Consider the following 14,557-nt stretch of genomic DNA (forward strand, 5'->3'; position numbering starts at 1 on the left):
GGGCTCCAACCGGATCTCGAACTCCATGGCGCCCTCGGTCCCGACCACGGTCAGCAGTGAGCACGCCTGACACTCCCCCGGCCCCGCGCAGAATGGCAGAGTGGAGGCTCACGCCGGCCCAGCGGCATACGGCATCGAAGGAGCGCCCGTGAGCGGACCCCTGGACGACGTCGTCGTCATCGACCTCTCCCGCGCGCTCGCAGGCCCCCATGCGGGCATGATGCTCGGCGACATGGGAGCCCGCGTCATCAAGGTCGAGACGCCCGGCCACGGGGACGACACGCGAGGGTGGGGACCCCCCTTCGTCGGCCCCGAGGACGACCCGATCTCGACGTACTACCTGTCGTGCAACCGCAACAAGGAGTCCGTCACCCTCGACCTCAAGTCCGACGACGGGCGCGACACCCTGACCCGCCTCGTCCGCCACGGCGACGTCCTCATCGAGAACTTCCGGCCCGGCGTCCTCGACCGGCTCGGTTTCCCCACCGCACGCCTGCACGAGATCAACCCCCGGCTCGTCATCCTCTCGATCAGCGGCTTCGGCCACGACGGGCCGGAGGGCGGGCGCGCGGGCTACGACCAGATCGCGCAGGGCGAGGCCGGGCTGATGTCGCTGACCGGCTCGTCGCCCGACGAGCCGCAGCGGGTGGGGGTGCCGATCGGCGACCTCCTCGCCGGGATGTACGGCGCCTACGGCGTCGTCGCCGCCCTGCACGAGCGGCACCGCACGGGTCGGGGTCGCGTCGTGCGCACGTCCCTGCTCGCAGCGATCGTCGGGGTCCACGCCTTCCAGGGCACCCGCTACACGGTCGCCGGTGAGGTCGGGCACGCCCAGGGCAACCACCATCCCTCGATCGCGCCGTACGGCCTCTTCCATGCGCAGGACGGGATCATCCAGCTTGCTTGTGGCAGTGAGGGCCTGTGGGTCAAGCTGGCGGACGCCTTCGGCATCGACCCCGCGACAGCCGGTCTGGCCACCAACCGCGAGCGCGTCCGGCACCGGGACCGGCTCATCGAGATCCTCGAGGCGGCCTTCGCCGGCTACGACGTCGTGACGCTGCTCGCCCGGCTCGCCGAGGCCGGGGTCCCCGCCGGGGAGGTCCGGTCGATCGACCGGGTCTACGAGTGGGACCAGACGAGGTCACAGGGCCTCATCCTCGACGTCGACCACCCGGTCCTGGGCGGCATCAGGATCCCCGGCCCGCCGATCCGGCTGGACGACAACGCCTTTGCCGGAGGACGCACCGAGCACCTCCACCCACCGCTGCTCGGGGAGCACAACGAGCTCGTCCGTGCGTGGCTCGACCAGCAGGACGCGGATGGCTGAGAAGGCGCGCCGACTCGGCGCACGCGAGCTCCTCGGCACCGTCCTCGACGATGGTTCCTGGGTCGGCTGGGACACGGCGCCCGTGCAGCCCACGACCGAGGGGAGCCCGTATGCCGCTGAGCTGGCTGCCGCTCGCCAGCGCAGCGGGTGCGACGAGGCGATCATCACCGGCGAGGGTCGGATTCACGGGCGTCGCGTGGCCATCATCGCGGGTGAGTTCCGGTTCCTCGCCGGCTCCATCGGGGCGGTCGCGGCCGAGCGGGTCGTCGTCGCCTTCGAGCGGGCCCGCCGCGAGGAGCTGCCCATGTTCGCGGCACCCAGCTCCGGTGGGACGCGGATGCAGGAGGGCACCCCGGCGTTCGTCGCGATGGTGAAGATCAGCGCCGCCTGTGCGCAGTTCAAGGCGGCGCGGCTGCCCTACCTCGTCTACCTGCGGCATCCGACCACGGGTGGGGTCCTCGCGTCCTGGGGCTCGCTCGGGCAGGTGACCGTCGCCGAGCCCGGGGCGATGATCGGCTTCCTCGGGCCACGGGTCTACGAGGCGCTCTACGGCCGGCCGTTTCCGGAGGGCGTGCAGACCGCCGAGAACCTCTTCGAGCACGGCCTCATCGACGCCATCCTGCCCGTCGAGGCCCTCGCCGAGACCGCCGACCGGGCCCTCAACGTGCTCATGGGTCCTCGTGAGGCCCTGCCCGACGTGCCCGACGTCGTCACGGAACCGCTGCCCGACATCCCGGCGTGGGAGTCGATCGAGCGCTCGCGACGGGAGCACCGTCCGGGCGTCCGAGCCCTGCTCAAGCTCGGGGCGACCGACGTGCTTCCGCTGCACGGGTCGGGGTCCGGGGAGTACGACCCCGGGCTGCTCATGGCCCTGGCCCGCTTCGGCGGCGCACCCTGCGTCGTCCTCGGCCAGGACCGCCGCGGCCAGACCCTCGAGGAGCCCCTCTCCCCCAAGGGCCTTCGGGTCGCCCGGCGCGGCATGGGCCTGGCCCGCGAGCTCAACCTCCCGCTCGTCAGCATCATCGACACCGCCGGCGCCGCCCTGTCCAAGGAGGCGGAGGAAGGGGGAATGGCCGGCGAGATCGCCCGATCCCTGGCGGACCTCGTCACCCTGGAGGCCCCGACGCTCTGCGTCCTCCTCGGCCAGGGCACCGGTGGTGGTGCGCTCGCACTCATGCCGGCCGACCGCGTCATCTGCGCGCAGCACTCGTGGCTCTCACCGCTCCCACCCGAGGGCGCGTCGGCCATCCTGCACCGCGACACGACGCACGCCCCCGAGCTCGCGACGGCGCAGCGTGTCCGCTCCCTCGACCTGCTCGCCGACGGCATCGTCGACCGCATCGTCGCCGAGCACCCGGACGCCGCTGACGAGCCCGAAGCCTTCTGCCGGCGCATGAGCCAGGCGATCCAGCAGGAGCTGGCGACACTGGCCCACGAGCACCCACGAGAACGGCTCGAGGCGCGGCTCGCCCGCTACCGCACGCTGTGACAGGGCGGGAGGAGCGGGCGGGGCGGACGTCGGGAGCGCGCTCAGCGGCATACCGACAAGTGACAAGGGGGAAGCCCGCGTTGGGCAGGACCTGCCAACGCGCCCACCCCGTGCGCCTGCCTAGGCTCGCGGCAACGACACCGAGGAGAGTGGCATGAGGGTGCTCGTCGCACTCGGCGGCAACGCGATGACCGGCCCCGATGGGAGCGCGGCCCCGCACGAGCAGCGCCGCGCGATCCGCAGGGCGATGTCCCACGTCGCCGACCTCGTGGCCGCAGGGCACGACGTCGCGATCACCCACGGCAACGGCCCCCAGGTCGGCAACATCCTCGTCAAGAACGAGCTCGCCGCCCATGTCGTCCCGCCCGTCCCGCTGGACTGGTGTGGGGCGCAGACCCAGGGAACCATCGGGTTCACCATGCTCGACGCGCTCGAGGCCTCGCTCGCCAGGCGCGGCGTGGACCGTCCCGTCGCCGCCATCGTCACCCGGACCCTCGTCGATGCCGACGACCCCGGTTTCACCAAGCCCACCAAGCCCATCGGCCGCTACCTCAGCAAGGACGAGGCCGCCCCGCTCATCGCGCTCGGCCAGGTCTGGGAGGACCGCGGCGAGAAGGGCTGGCGCCGCGTCGTCGCCTCCCCCGAGCCCCTCGAGGTGCTCGACGCCCACACGCTGCTCACCCTGATGCGCGCCGGCTACGTCGTCGTGGCCGCCGGCGGGGGCGGCATCCCGGTCGTGCGCTCCGACGCCGCCACCGTGCACGGCGTCGAGGCCGTCATCGACAAGGACCGCACCGCGGCCCTGCTCGCCCGGGCCATCGACGCCGACGCGCTCGTCATCGCCACCGACGTCCCCCACGCCGTCGTCGGCTGGGGAACCCCGGAGGCGCGGCCGCTCGAGCGCGTGACGCCCGAGGAGCTCGAGGAGTACGCCGCCGCCGGCCACTTCGCCTCGGGCTCGATGGGGCCGAAGGTCGAGGCCGCGTTGCGGTTCGTGCGGTCGGGCGGCCGGCGGAGCATCATCACCGCCCTCGACCGGATCACCGACGCCGTGGAGCACGGAGTCGGCACAGTCATCGAGAACCCTACGCCCGCAAACGATTTCGAGAGGTGAGTCCCGTGCCAGAAGCCATCGAGGTACGCAAGGTCCCGATCCACTCCGTCGCCGACGCGTCCGAGCTCGCCCGGCTCATCGACGACGGTGTCATGGAGGCGGGCCGGGTCGTCGCGATCATCGGCAAGACCGAGGGCAACGGCGGGGTGAACGACTACACGCGCATCATCGCCGACCGGGCCTTTCGTGAGGTGCTCGTCGACAAGGGAGCCCCGGCCGAGCAGGTGAAGCAGATCCCGATCGTGTGGTCCGGGGGGACCGACGGGGTGATCAGCCCGCACGCGACCATCTTCGCCACCCTGCCGGCGGACCGGGTCGAGCCGTCCGACGAGCTCAGGCTGACCGTCGGCTTCGCGATGAGCGAGCCGATCAAGCCCGAGGAGATCGGCTATACCGCGATGGTCGAGAAGGTCGCGGCCGGAGTGAGAGCCGCGATGGAGAAGGCCGGGATCACCGACCCTGCCGATGTCCACTACGTCCAGACGAAGACCCCCCTGCTGACGATCCACACGATCCGGGACGCCAAGGCGCGTGGGATGAAGGTGTGGACCGAGCACACGCACGAGTCGATGGACCTGTCGAACGGCACGACCGGGCTCGGCGTCGCCGTCGCCCTCGGCGAGATCGACATGCCGACGGACGCGGACATCATGCACAACCGGTCGCTGTTCTCCTCGGTGGCCTCGTGCTCCTCCGGCGTCGAGCTGGACCAGGCGCAGGTCGTCGTCGTCGGCAACACCCGTGGGGTCGGCGGGCGCTACCGCATCGGTCACTCGGTGATGCGCGACGCGCTCGATGCCGACGGCATCTGGGAGGCCATCAAGGACGCGGGCCTCGAGCTGCCCGAGCGACCGCACTGGACCGACATCGACGGGCGCCTCGTCAACGTCTTCCTCAAGTGCGAGGTGAGTCAGGACGGGATGGTCCACGGGCGGCGCAACGCCATGCTCGACGACTCGGACGTCCACTGGCACCGCCAGATCAAGGCCGCCGTCGGCGGCGTGACGGCCGCGGTGACCGGTGACCCAGCGGTCTTCGTGTCGGTGTCGGCGGCGCACCAGGGGCCGGACGGGGGCGGGCCGGTCGCGGCGATCGTCGACCTGGGAGAGGGCGAGCCGACGGGCTACCGCTGGACCCGCTGAGCCGAGCTGCCCACCATCGAGAGAGCACTTCGCGACACGGGTTGTCGCGAAGTGCTCTCTCGACTGACGCCGGTCAGTGGGCGAAGTGGCGCGTGCCCGTGAAGTACATCGTCACGCCCGCGGCCTGCGCCGCCTCGATGACCTCGGCGTCACGCACCGACCCACCCGGGGCCACCACGGCGCGCACCCCTGCGTCGAGGAGGATCTGCAGTCCGTCCGCGAACGGGAAGAACGCGTCCGACGCGGCAACCGAGGCCCGGGCCCGGTCCTCCCCCGCACGACGCACCGCCAGGTAGCACGAGTCGACCCGGTTGACCTGCCCCATGCCGATGCCGACCGCGGCGCCGTCGTCGGCGAGCAGGATCGCGTTGGACCGCACCGCTCGGATCGCCCGCCACGCGAACTGCAGGTCCGCCAGCGTCGCCTCGTCCGCCGCCGCGCCGGACACGAGCCGCCACGAGGAGGCGTCGTCCCCGCCCGTCACGGCCCCGGCGGCATCGCGCACGACGGCGTCGACCCGGTCCGGGCTCTGCATGAGCAGCCCCCCGGAGATCGGGCGGGTCTCCAGCGCAGCGCTGTCCACGGCCAGCTCAGCAGGGAGCCGAAGGATGCGGATGTTCTTCTTGCCCTGGAGGATCGACAGCGCCTCGTCCTCGAAGTCCGGTGCCACGATGACCTCGGTGAAGACGTCCTTGACCCGGTCGGCCATCGCCGCCGTCACCGGCCGGTTCGCGGCGATGATGCCACCGAACGCGGAGACGGGGTCCGTCGCGTGGGCCCGCTCGTAGGCCTCCTCGATCGTCGAGCCGACCGCGACCCCGCACGGGTTGGCGTGCTTGATGATGGCGACGGTCGGCTGGTCGCCGTGGTCGTGGGCCGCACGGACCGCGGCATCGGTGTCGACGTAGTTGTTGTAGGACATCTCCTTGCCGTGCAGCTGCTCCGCCGAGGCGACGCCCGGCGTCCCACTGCGATAGAGCGCAGCCTGCTGGTGCGGGTTCTCGCCGTAGCGCAGCGTCGTCGCGAGTGCGTAGTCGCCGCCGGTCCAGGCGGGGAAGCCGCCCTCGCCCGCCTCGGCATAGTCCTGCATCCAGCCGGCCACCGCGTTGTCGTAGCTCGCCGTGTGGACGAACGCCTCCGCCGCCAGCCGCTTGCGCTGGGCCAGCGTGAAGCCGCCGGCTCCCAGCGCCTCCGAGACGAGGCCGTATGCCGCTGGGCTCGTCACGATCGCGACGCTGGGGTGGTTCTTGGCTGCGGCGCGCACCATCGAGGGCCCGCCGATGTCGATCTGCTCGACACACTCGTCGTCCCCGGCGCCGGAGGCCACGGTCTCGCGGAAGGGGTAGAGGTTGACGACGACGAGCTCGAACGCCTCGACGCCGAGGTCGGCGAGCTGCTCGAGGTGGTCCGGCTTGCGGGTGTCGGCGAGGATGCCGGCGTGCACCTTCGGGTGCAGGGTCTTGACGCGGCCCTCCAGGCACTCGGGGAAACCCGTCAGCTCCTCCACGGGTGTGACGTCGATGCCGAGGGCGGCGATCGTCCTGGCCGTGGACCCGGTGGAGACGATGGCCACGCCGGCGCCGTCGAGAGCACGGGCCAGGTCCTCGAGACCGGTCTTGTCGTAGACGGAGATGAGTGCGCGCTTGATCGGGCGGCGACCGTCGGGCATTGCTGGCTCCTGCGCTGTGAGGACGGGACTACGGATCACGGGAGCACCCAGGCGGTCGATGCTCCGACGGTCACTCCCCGGTGGTTGCCCACCTGCGCCAGTCGTGTGGTGCCAGCGTACCGGCCGGGCACCCGGCGGCCCCAATCGACCGACGTGCCTCAGCCGCCGAGGCGGACGCGCCGACCCTCCACGGCGAAGCCCTCTCGCGCGAGCCGTCCCACGTAGTCGACGAGCTGCGGCCGCTCGGCCTCCTTGATCCGCTCCGTGAGGCTGTCGACGGTGTCGTCGTCGAGGACGGGCACGGCGCACTGGGCGACGATGGCCCCGGTGTCGACGCCCTCGTCGACGACGAAGAGCGTCGCCCCGGCGAGCTTGACGCCGTAGTCGAGCGCGTCGCGGGGCCCATGAATGCCGGGGAAGGCGGGCAGCAGGGCATTGTGGCTGTTGAGGTACCGGCCCCCGAACCTGCCGAGGAAAGTCGCCCCGACAAGCTTGAGGAAGCCGGCCGAGACGACGAGCGCGGGGTCGTGTCGCGCGACGCGGTCGGTGAGCGCGCCGTCCCACTCCTCACGGGTCGCGAAGTCCCCGACCTCGAGAACGAAGGTCTCGATGCCTGCGCGCTCCGCCCGCTCGATCCCCACGCACGGGCGGTCTGCGCCGACGGCGGCGATGCGCACCCCGTAGGCCGGGTCCTCGGCGGCGTCGATCAGAGCCTGGAGGAGGGTGCCCGACCCGGACACGAGCACGACGATGTCGACAGGGGCTGCTTCCGCGGACGTCACGCGCGGAGTCTAGCGAGCGACCCACCGGCGGGCGTCGGGCGCTGATGGGTGAGGATGGAGCAATGAGCACCCCCGACCAGCGGCCGGACCTGGCCTTCGCGCGCGAGAAGGCCCGACGAACCTTCCCGGTGACGCTGCTCGTCCTGCTGGGCATCATCGCGATGTACCTGCCGCTGCCGAAGCGGTTCGTCGCCGTGGTCCCCTTGGCGCTGGCGGCGGTCCTCACCATCCGGCTGCTCCGGTTCCTCGCGCTGCGTCGAGGCCGCGAGAAGGTCTGGCCGGCCGTCACCCTCGGGATCGTCGGGCTGATGCTCTCCACCCTTGCCGTGCAGGCGGTCTTCTACGACGACGTCAGCGCCTACGAGCAGTGCATCGAGTCGGCCCAGACCCAGCAGGCGCGAGGCGCATGCGAGCAGCTGCGCGAGGACAGCTCCTTCGGGGCCCGGTTCCTGCTCCAGTGACCGCCCTACGGGCTGACGCCACGAGCCTGCTCGTCGACCGGCTCCGGCTCCCCCTGCGGGCTCGCGTCCGGCCGTGCCTGCTCGGGCCCCTGCGCGGATCCCCCCGGCCCGGGCTGCGCCGAGTCGTCCGGCTCGGGCACGCCGGCGGCTGACTCCTCCGGCGACGCCGCACGATCCCGCCACAGGCTCCATCCCGCCCAGGCGAGTGCGCCCACCAGCACCTCGACGAGCAGGGCGCCGACCATCGGAGCCACGGCCGGGCCCACGGCCGCCAGTCGTTCGACACCGACGGACCCGTTGGCCAGCCAGGTGAGCAGGCCGATGACCGTCACCGCGATCACCGCCGCCGCGCTCGTCGCGATCAGCCGCGCGCGCACGTTGCCGAAGAACTCGACCTCCCGGTCGAGCCACCGTCCGATGGCGATCCCGCACGCGACGGGCAGGAGGACCACGGCGAACAGGGCCGCCGGGTAGTCCGCCTGGCTGGGCAGCGCGCCCAGGATCGGCACCATCGGCATCAGGCCCGGCTCGGCCGACGCGGGCGAGATCATCGAGTCGGTCGCGATCGAGAAGCCTGGCCCCGCCAGGAACGCCAGAGCCCAGGTCGTGGCGTTGCCGAGCAGCATGGCCTGGGCGAGGACGACGACGACCCCGGCCGCGAGGTTCAGCCCGTAGTCGCCCTGGATGCGCAGCACCTCGGGCGCACTCACCAGCAGCCGCAGGACGACGACACCCAGCCCGACGAGCAGGAGCATCCCGGCACCGCGCCAACCGACGCGCCAGGCGAACGGCAGCCAGCTCGGACCCCGCAGGAACCACGCCCGCACGAATCCCGGAGCATCAGCGTCGGCTGGACGCAGGAGTAGGTAGCCCAGGGCGGCCAGGGGCACCACCGCCGTGCCCGGAACCGCGGCGACGCCCGGAGCGACCGGCGCGCCGAGAGTCAGGAGCGAGAAGACCGCGCCGGCGCCGACGTAGCCGACGAGGAACCCCGGCACGATTCCGCGCTGGGCGACCCGGTTCCACTCGGACCGGGATGCGACCGCCCGCTCGATGGCGATCAGCCGCCTGCACCAGCGGACCGCGACGTAGCCGAAGAGCAGGAAGAGGACCAGCGGCGTCAGCGAGATGCTCACCCCGCCGCCGCCGATCGACTGGCCGTGGCCGACGAACCAGATCGCAGCCCCGACCTGCACGGCAGAGAACCACCCCAGGGTCCCCTCCGGCGCCGCCAGCCAGCCGACCAGCGCCGGCAGGACCACGATGGCGAGCGTGCCGGCCGCCGCGAGCGCACCGGCTCGGATCGCCGCCGAACGGGCTCGCGACGTGGCGGAGACGTGGTGGGCGTAGGACAGGTGACTCACTCCAGACAGGCGACTCGAGGACCGGTGCCCCCATGGTCACAAGCCGCACGGCCGAGGGCGAGCCCCCACGCCGACGCAACACACCCGCATATCGCCTGCCACCCCCATCTGCAGCCGGCACCGGCAGTCCAGGAGCGGGTGTGTTGCGGAGGGACGCGGCGGGAGGGCTGGGAGGGCTGGGAGGGCTGGGAGGTCAGGGAGGTCAGGGACGTGCGGGCGCGAGCTCAGCGGCATACGGCCATGGGAACGGCGGCCACCCCGTGAGGGATGGCCGCCGTCGGGACGTGCCGGAGGCCTACGCGGACAGGCCCCGCATGATCTCGCGCATCAGGGCGGCCGTCTCGGACGGCGTCTTGCCGACCTTGACACCGGCGGCCTCGAGGGCCTCCTTCTTCGCCTGCGCCGTGCCCGAGGAGCCGGACACGATCGCCCCGGCGTGGCCCATCGTCTTGCCCTCTGGGGCCGTGAAGCCGGCGACGTAGCCGACGACCGGCTTCGTGACGTGGTCCTTGATGTAGGCCGCGGCGCGCTCCTCGGCGTCGCCGCCGATCTCACCGATCATGACGATCGCGTCGGTGTCGGGGTCCTCCTGGAAGGCAGCCAGGCAGTCGATGTGCGTCGTGCCGATGATCGGGTCGCCGCCGATGCCGACGGCCGTGGAGAAGCCGAAGTCACGCAGCTCGTACATCATCTGGTAGGTCAGCGTCCCCGACTTCGAGACGAGACCGATGCGGCCGCCGCCGGAGATGTCGGCGGGGATGATGCCCGCGTTGGACACGCCGGGAGTGATCAGGCCGGGGCAGTTCGGGCCGACGATGCGCGTCGTGCCCTTCTCCTGCGCGTAGTTGAAGAACTCCGCCGTGTCCTTGACGGCAACGCCCTCGGTGATGACGACCGCGAGCGGGATCTCGGCATCGATCGCCTCGAGGGCCGCGTCCTTGGTGAACGTCGCAGGCACGAAGATGACCGTGACGTTGGCCCCGGTCGCATCCATCGCCTCCTGGACCGTGCCGAAGACCGGCACCGACACGCCGCCCTCGAAGTCGACCGTCGTGCCCGCCTTGCGCGGGTTGACGCCGCCGACGATGGTCGTGCCGGACTTGAGCATGCGCTGCGTGTGCTTCATGCCCTCCGAGCCGGTCATGCCCTGGACGATGACCTTGGAGTCAGCGTTGAGGAAGATAGCCATGTTCTGTGTCTCTCTCTGGTCTCTGCTGTCTCGGGCGGTTCAGTTCGCGGCCGCGGCGAGCTCGGCGGCGCGGCGCGCGGCGCCGTCCATCGTCTCCTCGATGATGACGCGGGGGTGGTTGCGCTCGGCGAGGATGCGGCGCCCCTCCTCCACGTTGTTGCCGTCGAGGCGCACGACGAGCGGTCGGTCCTCTTCGTCACCGAGCGCGTCGAGCGCGCCCACGATGCCGTTGGCCACCGCGTCACACGAGGTGATGCCGCCGAAGACGTTGACGAACACGGACTTGACCTGCGGGTCGGACAGGATGATGTGCAGGCCGTTGGCCATCACCTCGGCGCTCGCACCGCCGCCGATGTCGAGGAAGTTCGCGGGCTTCTGGCCGCCGAACTCCTCACCGGCGTAGGCGACGACGTCAAGGGTGCTCATGACCAGGCCGGCGCCGTTGCCGATGATGCCGACGGAGCCCTCGAGACGGACGTAGTTGAGGTCCTTCGCCTTCGCCTCCGCCTCGAACGGGTCGGCAGCGGACTTGTCCTCGAGCGCCTCGTGGTCGGGGTGACGGAAGCCGGCGTTCTCGTCGAGGGTGACCTTGCCGTCCAGCGCGATGATCTCGCCGTCCTCGGTCTTGACGAGGGGGTTGACCTCGACGAGGGTCGCGTCCTCGTCGCGGTAGACCTCCCAGAGACGCAGGAGCACGGGCACGATCTTGGCGCCGGTCTCGGCGTCGAAGCCGGCCGTGTCGACGATCTCGCGGGCCTTGGCCTCGTCGATGCCGACGTTGGGGTCCACCTGGACCTTGGCGAGCGCCTCGGGCCGCTCGACGGCGAGCTGCTCGATGTCCATGCCGCCCTCCTTGGAGCACATGGCCAGGTAGCTGCGGTTGGCCCGGTCGAGCAGGATCGAGAAGTAGTACTCCTCGGCGATCCGAGCGCCCTGGGCGATCATCACCGTGTGGACGGTGTGGCCCTTGATGTCCATGCCGAGGATCTGCTCGGCGTGCGCCTGCGCCTCGTCGGTGGACTTGGCGACCTTGACACCGCCGGCCTTGCCGCGGCCTCCCGTCTTGACCTGGGCCTTGACGACCGTGACGCCGCCCGACGTCTGCCCGATTCGCTCGGCCGCGGCGCGGGCCTCCTCGGGGGTGGTGGCGATGGCGCCGGCGAGAACCGGGACGCCGTGCGCCTCGAACATGTCGCGCGCTTGGTACTCGAAGAGATCCACGGGTGCTTTCCGTCCTCATCATCGATCGGGAGTCGGCTTACCCTCGGACTCTAGTGCCCGGCGCAAGACGCCCCGAAGTCGGCTGTTGCCGACCGGACGAAGATCACACGGCCGTCTCAGCACCCGGCCGCCGCACCAGATGCCGTATGCCGCTTGGCCGGCTGGGTGCCTCAGTCGGCGTTGACGTGGGCGCGGACCCAGTCGACGATCTCGTGCGTCGTCGCACCGGGGGTGAAGACCCTGGCGACGCCCATCTCCGCGAGCTGCGGGATGTCGCCGTCCGGGATGATCCCGCCCCCGAAGACGACGATGTCACTGGCGTCGCGCTCCGCGAGCAGCTCCACGACACGCTTGAACAGCGTCAGGTGCGCACCGCTGAGCACCGAGAGCCCGATCGCGTCCGCGTCCTCCTGGATCGCCGCCTCGACGATCTGCTCGGGCGTCTGGTGCAGCCCGGTGTAGATGACCTCCATCCCGGCGTCGCGCAGGGCGCGGGCGACCACCTTGGCGCCACGGTCATGGCCGTCCAGACCCGGCTTGGCCACGATGACGCGGATGACGGCTCCGGTGGGCGCGCTTGAGTCAGAGGAGGTAGTCATGCGGCGCACTCTAGCCAGCCGCTGCAGTCGGAGGAACCAAACGTGATTGATCGCCCACCGGCGCGGGTACCGTCAGCGCGTGCCTGTCGCAGCGCGGTCCACGACGTCGCCGGATGAGCCGACCCCTGCGAGTCGGCCGAGCCGGCCGAGCCGGCCGAGCGGCGTCCTCGGACACGTCGGCGCGATCGCCAAGGCCCTGCTCACCCCGACCGGCCTCGTGGGAGCCGCCCTGGAGGCGACCTGGCTCGGGCTGCACCTCGGTCTCTACCCCCTCGGGCTGATCGGCGTCGGGGCCTCGCACCACCGCGACGGCTACCGGGTCGACCATCTGCCCCCGAGCCAGCGGGGGCTCTCCGTGTGCGACCTCGACGCCGCGCAGACGCCGATCGTGCTCATCCACGGGATGGTCGACAACCGGTCGATCTTCACCGTGCTGCGCCGGGGCCTGGTGCGGCGAGGCTTCGGCCGGATCGAGACGGTCACCTACCCGATCGGCACCCGCGACGTGCGGGCGGCAGCGGCGCGGCTCGGTGACGAGGTGGACCGGATCGTCGCCGAGACCGGGTACGAGCGGATCCACGTCATCGGGCACTCCCTGGGTGGACTGATCGCCCGCTACTACGTGACGCGCCTCGGTGGCGACCAACGGGTCCACACCCTCGTCACGCTCGGGACCCCCCATCACGGCAGCTACCTCGCGTACGCCTGGAACACCGGCCTGACGCGCCAGCTGCGACCGGGCAGCGAGCTGCTGAGGGAGCTCGCCCAGCCGGTGCGTGACTGCCGGACACGGTTCATTGCCTACTGGTCCGACCTCGACCAGGTGGTGGTGCCCCAGCACCACGCCGCGCTTCGCCATCCCGACCTCAACGTCCACAACATCGAGCTCCACGGGGTCGGGCACGGGAGCCTGCCGTTCACCCGCACCGTCGTCCGCGGGATCTCGACCGCGCTGGCTCACCTGGACACGGCGGGGACGACGGTGACACCGGGTGTGAGCGAGGTCACACGACGTCGGGTCGGGCAGGTCTGACAGGCGGATCCAGCAGGCCCTCGCGAGGGGCGCCGCTGATTTCGCGGCAGATCCGCCAAATCGGGAGAAATTCGGTTGCGCGGGTGCTTTCTCTTCCGGGCCTTCATCCCCTAGTGTCATGGCTGGTCGTGATCCCTCCTCCACGACGCAAACCAAAGGAGAACCGTGACCGATTTTTCGATAACGAATCGGTCACGGTACTCTCGGGTTTCGCAATCGGTCTGAGATAGGTAAGCGCTGCGTGTCCACACACCACTACGTGGGTCGTCATCGGCCCGCGACGAAGCCCGCGCGGGGTCGGCAGTTCATCGTCCCCGTGGCCCTGCTCTCCTCCACCGTCGCTGCTGGACTCATCGTCCGTGACGCGGGTGCCACCCCGCTGAGCGCCGAGGCCGCGGCCATGAAGAACGTGTCGAACTCCGTCGCGGGCCTGGGGCTCGTGGCCGACACCGACGCCATCGCGGCCGCCACCGGCGACCGCGGCAGCCTGCGGGCCTCGCGTGACGGCGTCCGCGCCGAGGCCGCCCTCGGGCTGGCCGCGAGCTCGGCCGCCGAGGTGGGCGCCGAGGCTGCGTCGGAGGCACTGGAGCGGATCGCCGCCGAGAAGGCCGCGGCCAAGAAGGCCGCAGCGGCCAAGGCCGCGGCTGCCAAGAAGAAGGCTGAGGCGGAGGCCAAGCGCCGCCTCGCTCTTGCCCAGCGCTGGATCACCCCCTTCCACGGCTACACCCTCACCTCCGGCTACGGCTGGCGTTGGGGCCGGATGCACCCCGCACAGGACCTCGCCGCCCCGACCGGGACCCCGGTCTACGCGTTGTCCACCGGCACGGTGATCTTCTCCGGCTGGTCCAACGAGGGCTACGGCTACATGGTGAAGATCCGCTACTGGGACGGCACGGTCTCGTGGTACGCGCACAACAGCCGTCTCCTCGTCAGCATCGGCGAGGAGGTCTCCCCCGGCCAGCGGGTCTCCTACAGCGGCAACACCGGCAACTCCACCGGCCCGCACCTGCACCTTGAGATCCACCCGGGCGGTGGCGCTGCTGTCGCCCCGCGCAGCTGGCTCGCCGCTCGCGGCGTCTACCTCTGACCCCAGGTCAAGCGCACGTCGCGACACCGCCCGCGCTCGATCGAGAGAGCAGTTCGCGACACCTCTGCGCCGGGTTCGAC

The 14,557-nt window shown here is 71.3% G+C and carries 13 protein-coding genes and 1 riboswitch; of the genes, 7 read left to right on the forward strand and 6 right to left on the reverse strand.

The window, feature by feature from the left end:
• Positions 1 to 148: 148 nt before the first annotated feature.
• The 4 genes from ABWV20_RS09990 to bar all read left to right on the forward strand — a co-directional run bounded on the left by ABWV20_RS09990 (position 149) and on the right by bar (position 5,072).
• Entirely contained in the window at positions 149 to 1,327 is a 1,179-nt protein-coding gene (locus ABWV20_RS09990; RefSeq protein ID WP_353354977.1) for a CaiB/BaiF CoA transferase family protein, read from the forward strand.
• Positions 1,320 to 2,816, forward strand: coding sequence for a carboxyl transferase domain-containing protein (locus tag ABWV20_RS09995; protein ID WP_353355196.1), 1,497 nt, complete (start codon positions 1,320 to 1,322; stop codon positions 2,814 to 2,816). Before ABWV20_RS09990 ends, ABWV20_RS09995 begins: the two co-directional genes overlap by 8 nt.
• A 154-nt stretch (positions 2,817 to 2,970) precedes the next feature.
• Positions 2,971 to 3,930 (forward strand): carbamate kinase, encoded by a 960-nt coding sequence (locus ABWV20_RS10000; RefSeq protein WP_353354978.1) that lies wholly within the window; start codon positions 2,971 to 2,973, stop codon positions 3,928 to 3,930.
• Positions 3,931 to 3,935: 5 nt separating this feature from the next.
• The gene (gene bar / locus ABWV20_RS10005) at positions 3,936 to 5,072 is read left to right on the forward strand and encodes a barbiturase (protein WP_353354979.1); all 1,137 of its coding nucleotides are present in this window, start codon (positions 3,936 to 3,938) and stop codon (positions 5,070 to 5,072) included.
• Between the two features lie 73 nt (positions 5,073 to 5,145).
• Here the strand turns inward: bar and purH are convergent, their stop codons facing one another.
• The gene (gene purH, locus ABWV20_RS10010; protein WP_353354981.1) at positions 5,146 to 6,741 is read right to left on the reverse strand and encodes a bifunctional phosphoribosylaminoimidazolecarboxamide formyltransferase/IMP cyclohydrolase; all 1,596 of its coding nucleotides are present in this window, start codon (positions 6,739 to 6,741) and stop codon (positions 5,146 to 5,148) included.
• Positions 6,742 to 6,779: 38 nt separating this feature from the next.
• Positions 6,780 to 6,856: riboswitch (ZMP/ZTP riboswitch) on the reverse strand.
• 43 nt (positions 6,857 to 6,899) lie between these two features.
• Positions 6,900 to 7,523: a phosphoribosylglycinamide formyltransferase gene (purN, locus tag ABWV20_RS10015; protein ID WP_353354983.1), complete on the reverse strand. Its 624-nt coding sequence runs from the start codon at positions 7,521 to 7,523 to the stop codon at positions 6,900 to 6,902.
• A 62-nt stretch (positions 7,524 to 7,585) separates the two neighbouring features.
• On the opposite strand from purN, the gene ABWV20_RS10020 reads away from it, so the two are divergent.
• Positions 7,586 to 7,984, forward strand: coding sequence for a hypothetical protein (locus ABWV20_RS10020; protein WP_353354985.1), 399 nt, complete (start codon positions 7,586 to 7,588; stop codon positions 7,982 to 7,984).
• A 5-nt stretch (positions 7,985 to 7,989) separates the two neighbouring features.
• On the opposite strand, the gene ABWV20_RS10025 is transcribed toward ABWV20_RS10020, so the two are convergent.
• From ABWV20_RS10025 to ABWV20_RS10040, 4 genes are all read right to left on the reverse strand, one after another.
• On the reverse strand, positions 7,990 to 9,348 hold the full coding sequence (locus ABWV20_RS10025; RefSeq protein ID WP_353354987.1) for a cell division protein PerM: 1,359 nt from the start codon (positions 9,346 to 9,348) through the stop codon (positions 7,990 to 7,992).
• A 295-nt stretch (positions 9,349 to 9,643) separates the two neighbouring features.
• On the reverse strand, positions 9,644 to 10,537 hold the full coding sequence (gene sucD, locus ABWV20_RS10030; RefSeq protein WP_353354989.1) for a succinate--CoA ligase subunit alpha: 894 nt from the start codon (positions 10,535 to 10,537) through the stop codon (positions 9,644 to 9,646).
• A gap of 39 nt (positions 10,538 to 10,576) precedes the next feature.
• On the reverse strand, positions 10,577 to 11,758 hold the full coding sequence (sucC, locus tag ABWV20_RS10035) for an ADP-forming succinate--CoA ligase subunit beta (RefSeq protein WP_353354991.1): 1,182 nt from the start codon (positions 11,756 to 11,758) through the stop codon (positions 10,577 to 10,579).
• A 170-nt stretch (positions 11,759 to 11,928) separates the two neighbouring features.
• Positions 11,929 to 12,357 (reverse strand): cobalamin B12-binding domain-containing protein, encoded by a 429-nt coding sequence (locus ABWV20_RS10040; protein ID WP_353354992.1) that lies wholly within the window; start codon positions 12,355 to 12,357, stop codon positions 11,929 to 11,931.
• 79 nt (positions 12,358 to 12,436) lie between these two features.
• Here ABWV20_RS10040 and ABWV20_RS10045 point away from each other — a divergent pair, with 79 nt between their 5' ends.
• The gene (locus tag ABWV20_RS10045) at positions 12,437 to 13,390 is read left to right on the forward strand and encodes an esterase/lipase family protein (RefSeq protein ID WP_353354994.1); all 954 of its coding nucleotides are present in this window, start codon (positions 12,437 to 12,439) and stop codon (positions 13,388 to 13,390) included.
• 241 nt (positions 13,391 to 13,631) lie between these two features.
• Complete coding sequence (locus ABWV20_RS10050) at positions 13,632 to 14,477, forward strand: M23 family metallopeptidase (RefSeq protein WP_353354996.1); 846 nt, start codon at positions 13,632 to 13,634, stop codon at positions 14,475 to 14,477.
• The last annotated feature ends 80 nt before the right edge of the window (positions 14,478 to 14,557 follow it).

The sequence above is a fragment of the Intrasporangium sp. DVR genome, from assembly GCF_040365325.1.
Classification (GTDB): Bacteria; Actinomycetota; Actinomycetes; order Actinomycetales; family Dermatophilaceae; genus Intrasporangium.